This is a genomic window from Aggregatibacter sp. oral taxon 458 str. W10330 (genome assembly GCF_000466335.1).
Classification (GTDB): Bacteria; Pseudomonadota; Gammaproteobacteria; order Enterobacterales; family Pasteurellaceae; genus Aggregatibacter.
Genome location: NZ_KE952622.1, coordinates 1 through 5,509, shown reverse-complemented (window position 1 = coordinate 5,509; position 5,509 = coordinate 1). Strand labels below are relative to the sequence as shown.

Below are 5,509 nucleotides of genomic sequence, written 5' to 3'. Positions count from 1 at the left end.
TCAGTGAATTTTAAAATCTCTTGAATATTGACCGTACTTTAAATTTACCCTGTAGCGTGCATCTTGATGCACGACCTATCCCTCTCATGAGCATGTTTTCATTCGTGCAACAAGTTGCACGCTACGGGGGATAGTGTCGTTAATATCGTCTATTTGTGGTGAAAATTTCCTGCGCCATCGCTTTTTTTGAGGTAAAGCAATGTCCATAGCAAAGCTATGCCGAAGAGGGCGGAAGTGAGGAACGTGTAGCTGAAAGCCTGTTGTAGTTGCTCGCCTTGTTCGCCGATAACATGGCGGTAACAATCTAAAATGACGGCAGAGACGGCGATGCCGATGCTGATGCCGACTTGTTGGATGACGCTGAGGTAAGTGGCGCCCGTACTGGCATTGTGGTCGCTGAGTTCACAAACGGTGAGGGTGTTGATGGCAGTGAAGATAATGGACATACAACAACCATACCATGCCAAGATGCAAACAAGCAGCCATAATCCGGTGTGTTGATGAAAGAGACTCATTACAACAATCGAAAGCGTCATGGAAAGTGCGGTGGAAATGAGCGTTGTTTTGTAGCCGAAACGCGCTAAGACTTTGCCAGCAAAGGATTTCGTGATAATGGAACTGAGTGCAATGGGCGCAAGTAACCAGCCGGCAATATCAGCACCGTAATGGAAGACAAGCTGTAACATCAAAGGCATGAGGAAAGGAATGCCCGATGCGGTTAAACGGATAAAGATATTGGCAATCATGCCAATGCGGAACGTGCGAACCCGAAAGACATTCAGCGGTAATAAGGGATTTTGCGCGCGTTTTGCGTAGTAATAATAAAGCAGAAAACTGATGAAACCTGCGCTTAACATGACGGCAGTGAGCCCTGAATTGGCGCGCTCTTCCGACAGCAAGTCCAACCCGAGGGTAACGCCTGCTAAGCCACCCGCAAATAAGATGAAACCAATCCAATCCAGCTTCTTTATTTTTCCTGTGCTATTTGGCATATAACGGCCGGCAAATACGATGCCAAGTACGCCAATGGGAATATTAATTAAGAAAATCCAATGCCATGTGGCATGTGTGACCAACCAACCGCCCACGATAGGCCCTAATACAGGGCCGGTAAGTCCTGCCATCGCCATAGCGTTCCACGCAGCAACCAACTGGGTTTTGGGAACATTTCGAATAATCGTTAAACGCGCAACAGGCATCATCAACGCACCGCCCACACCTTGTAAAATCCGTGACCAAATTAAGGCGTTTAGCGAATTTGCCATGGCACAAGCCACCGATCCCAACACAAAAACACCCACGGCAGCACGGAAAACATTTAACGTGCCATATTTATCTGCCATCCAGCCGGTGAGTGGAATAAACAAGGCAACCGTGAGTGAATAGCTGATAATCGTCATTTGCATTTCTAACGGCGATTCATTCAGGCTGGCGGAAATCGCCGGCAACGCGGTATTGAGAATCGTTGCGTCAAGGGATTGCATAAACAATGCCATGGCGGCGATAAGGGCAAGGTGTCGGTAATGTTGATGCTGACTCATAAAAATACGCTTAAATTTCACCGCACTTGTGTCGGTACCACACCACAATAAAGTCGGCGATTTGCTCAATGTGATTGATGTCTAAAACCGGTTTTTCGCAGGCTAACGAATAATCGGTCGCCACGGCAAGAACATAGTCGTCAAGCGCCGGCAATGGCTTTGTCATCCCTTGGCGGTGAAGCAGAATTTTTTCAATCGGCTCTTGCTTAAAGCCTTCCACCAACACAAAATCGGTTAATGCACGATCAAATTGTTGGCTTAAATAAGACAAAGAGACACTTTGTGGCGTTTCCGTCATTAACGCCCAACGTTGATCACAGGCCATAATGACTTGTGCCGCGCCCGCTTCTTTCATGCGCCAACTGTCTTTGCCTTCTTTGTCAATTTGCGCATTGTGATGACTATGTTTAATCACGGCAGGGTGTAAATTGCGCTGTTGCAATGCCGGTAACAGTTTTTCTAATAATGTGGTTTTGCCGCTACCGCTGTAACCGGTAATGCCAAGCATGGGAAGCATAGGTGATCCTTAGAGAGGGTTGAATGCAATCGATTATATAACAACCTGAGGCAGAAAAGGAATTTACCAACATGGAGGCGTTTTTGGTTTTCTCTTGCGTTTTAGCGTACTTTCCGCGTAGTTTGTTGTAACATATCTTTTTTCTTAAGGCATTGTCGAATAGGATGCCTTAATCCGTACCCGAATAATCGCGAGTGATATTACGCCATGAAAAAACCGCACGTGTTTCCACATACCTCTTGGGCTGCCAAATCGCTCTGGTCGATTGAATTGAAATCCCTTAGCGTTTTGCTATGCGCCTTAACGAGCATTGGATTCGGCGAGGGATTGCTATTGTTGTCGGATTTAGGCTCAGCGCCTTGGACGGTATTATCCCAAGGCGTAGCGACACAAGGACAATTTAGCGTAGGTTGGGCCTCTTGGATGATCAGCCTTATTGTCATGTTGGCGTGGTTTCCGTTAAAACTCAAACCTGGGCTTGCCACCGTCATAAACATTTTTGTGATTGCGTTTGTTTTGGGCGTAACGACCTATTTACTGCCAAAACCCACCGCACTTTATGCCCGTTTTGCATATGCCATTGTGGGCATTTTATTGTTTGGCATCGGCACCGCCTTTTATTTAACCTGCCACCAAGGCTCCGGCCCACGAGATGGCTTAATGGTCGGCTTATGCCAACATTTTCATTGGAAAATCGGCATCGTGCGCACGTCTATTGAAGTGTTGGTCTGTGTCTTCGGTTTCCTACTTGGCGGCGTATTAGGCATTGGCACGCTCATGTTTGCCTTCGGCATTGGCTGGGTGGTGCAATACACCTTATTTTTTATCAGTCGCGTCCCATATTTTCGTCATAAAACCGATAATCTCCTCTAACTTTTCCTCAATCTTAATTTGCGTTAAATCCGTTTGACGGGCCTTATCACTCGGTGGGCAGAACGCTAAATGCTTATGGGCATCATTAATGGGCTGCCAACGCAAAGGCGTCGCGGAACGACGGCTTGGGTAAAAGCCGATGGTCGGTACGTTTAACGCGCCGCTTAAGTGCAACGGTCCGGTGGAACCGGCGATAAAGACATCGGCGCAGGCTAAAGAAAGCGCAAAATCCACCAACCCTTTATTTTTATCATAAATCACAACGCGTGAATCCTGCACCAGTTCCGCCAATTCATGGGCTTTTTCACTTTCAGTTGGGCCGGCGGTTAAAATCACATAGGCATCAAAATGGCGCAAGAGACCTTGGATTAATTGCGCGTATTGCGTAAGCGACAAATTATTGGCAGAGCCGCCGGAGCCACTGTGTAGAAAAATCCATTTTTTCGAGGTATCGATCTGGAGCTGGTCGCACAAAAATTTACGCTGAATCTCCACCGCACTTTGCTCAAAGGAAAGATACGGTGCGCGTGGCTCAACCACAGGGATCTTGTGATCACGTAAAAATGCACGCGCCAAATCCAAGTTATATTCAAATTCCGGCTTGGCCGATTGAGAACGACGTTGCGTCAGACGATGATTATAAAAAAACTGCACCCATTTGGTCGCCGGTGCCAAGCGGTAAGGAATACGGCATTTCCACGCTAATTTAGCGTTATGTGTATTGGAAAAGAAGCTGATCATCGCATCAAATTGCCGTGCTTTAATCTCACTGACAACGCGCTGAAATGCCATTTTGCCGTTTTTGGGTGCATCAATGATGACATCATCTAAATAAGGGCAAGCGCGCGCCAGTTCAGCGGTGTAAGGCGGTACAAGTGCGGTCAGTTTTAGTGATGGATCCGATGCTTTTAACATCGCAAACGCCGGCCACGCCAACATAAAATCGCCCAATTTATCGTTTCTGATCACTAATACGTTCATGATGAAGTTTCCATTCTTTAGCCCAAATTGGGCGTATTCTAGCCCGACTGCGACAGATTAAAAAGATTTATGCCAATGAAAATCGCCTAATTAACTAATTGTAAAATAAATGCAACATTCGTCACATTTTTGTTAAATTCCTTGAATTTCCCCTGAAAAACAACGGATTGCCTATAGAAGTGATGAATTTTTTCTGTTAAATTGAAAGTCCCTTCGTGATTGATAAGAAAAATTTATTTATCGCATAAGTTTTCTTATTCTGAAGCTTTCAATAGGGATTGAGGCAAATCACCGTCAAAAAAAGAGGACAGTCTATGAATTTTAATACCTATGAAACCCTCGCATTAGCCGGCTTTGTGCTGTTGCTTGGGTATTTCCTTGTAAAACGTATTTCCATTTTAAAAAACTATAATATTCCTGAACCCGTTGTCGGTGGTTTTTTAGTCGCAATCGCATTGACCGTGTTATACCAAGGTTGGGGCATTTCTTTTACGTTTGACACCAACTTACAAACTGCCATGATGCTTGTCTTTTTCTCTTCTATCGGGTTAAGTGCAAACTTTGCCCGTTTAGTGAAAGGCGGCAAGCCGTTAATTATTTTTGTTATTGCGGCCGCAATTTTAATCGCTTTACAAAACATCTTAGGCATTGCCGGTTCTTTATTGCTGAATATTGATCCGGCCTATGGTTTAATCGCCGGTTCCGTTACCCTCACCGGGGGGCATGGTACCGGTGCTGCTTGGGCGAAAACCTTTACAGAAACTTTCGGATTACAAGGCGCCACTGAATTAGCCATGGCTTGTGCCACCTTTGGCTTGGTGTGCGGCGGCGTGATTGGTGGCCCGGTCGCGCGCCATTTATTAAAGAAAATGCGTCGTGATGAAAGCCCTGAAAATGATGAACATAGCGATATTCAAGAAGCCTTCGAACATCCAACGTTCCAACGTAAAATTACTACCCGCTCATTAATTGAAACCATCACCATGCTTGTTTGTTGCTTATTGGTCGGTCAATTTTTAGATGCGCAAACCAAAGGCACAGCGTTAGCCCTGCCAACCTTCGTATGGTGTTTATTTACCGGTGTGATCATTCGTAACACCCTCACCCACGTGTTTAAATTTAACGTGGCGGATTCCGCCGTGGATGTCTTGGGTAACGTCGGCTTATCTCTATTCCTCGCCATTGCGTTAATGTCTCTAAAATTATGGCAATTAGCCGGATTAGCATTACCGGTGATGATTATTTTGGCATTACAAGTGATACTCATGGCAGCCTTTGCCATTTATGTAACCTACCGCATGATGGGGAAAGACTACGATGCAGTGGTGTTAAGTGCCGGTCACTGTGGTTTTGGTTTAGGCGCAACGCCAACCGCGGTTGCCAATATGCAAGCCATCACCAGTCGTTTTGGACCATCTCACAAAGCCTTCTTAATCGTTCCGATGGTCGGTGCATTTTTTATTGACTTAGTGAATGCGGCATTGTTGAAAGTCTTTATGGTGGTTGTCACTGCCTTACATTAATATTGTAAAACAATAAAAAACCCTATTGAGGTATCAATAGGGTTTTTTATTATAGCCAGCCAAAGTCTGGCTAT

The 5,509-nt window shown here is 45.5% G+C and carries 5 protein-coding genes; 2 read left to right on the top strand and 3 right to left on the bottom strand.

Annotation, left to right across the window (positions count from 1 at the left end; all coding sequences use genetic code 11):
• Positions 1–149: 149 nt before the first annotated feature.
• Both HMPREF9065_RS01300 and mobB read right to left on the bottom strand, forming a co-directional pair.
• Complete coding sequence (locus tag HMPREF9065_RS01300; protein ID WP_033002743.1) at positions 150–1,541, bottom strand: DHA2 family efflux MFS transporter permease subunit; 1,392 nt, start codon at positions 1,539–1,541, stop codon at positions 150–152.
• A 10-nt stretch (positions 1,542–1,551) separates the two neighbouring features.
• Positions 1,552–2,058 (bottom strand): molybdopterin-guanine dinucleotide biosynthesis protein MobB, encoded by a 507-nt coding sequence (gene mobB / locus HMPREF9065_RS01305; RefSeq protein ID WP_021616871.1) that lies wholly within the window; start codon positions 2,056–2,058, stop codon positions 1,552–1,554.
• A gap of 207 nt (positions 2,059–2,265) precedes the next feature.
• Here mobB and HMPREF9065_RS01310 point away from each other — a divergent pair, with 207 nt between their 5' ends.
• On the top strand, positions 2,266–2,931 hold the full coding sequence (locus HMPREF9065_RS01310; protein ID WP_021616870.1) for a membrane protein YczE: 666 nt from the start codon (positions 2,266–2,268) through the stop codon (positions 2,929–2,931).
• Here the strand turns inward: HMPREF9065_RS01310 and HMPREF9065_RS01315 are convergent.
• A complete protein-coding gene (locus HMPREF9065_RS01315; RefSeq protein WP_156901114.1) occupies positions 2,875–3,915 on the bottom strand; it encodes a glycosyltransferase family 9 protein in 1,041 nt (346 codons plus the stop codon). The two genes, HMPREF9065_RS01310 and HMPREF9065_RS01315, sit on opposite strands and share 57 nt — an antisense overlap.
• Positions 3,916–4,226: 311 nt before the next feature.
• On the opposite strand from HMPREF9065_RS01315, the gene gltS reads away from it, so the two are divergent.
• Positions 4,227–5,435, top strand: coding sequence for a sodium/glutamate symporter (gltS, locus tag HMPREF9065_RS01320; protein ID WP_021616868.1), 1,209 nt, complete (start codon positions 4,227–4,229; stop codon positions 5,433–5,435).
• Positions 5,436–5,509 lie beyond the last annotated feature (74 nt).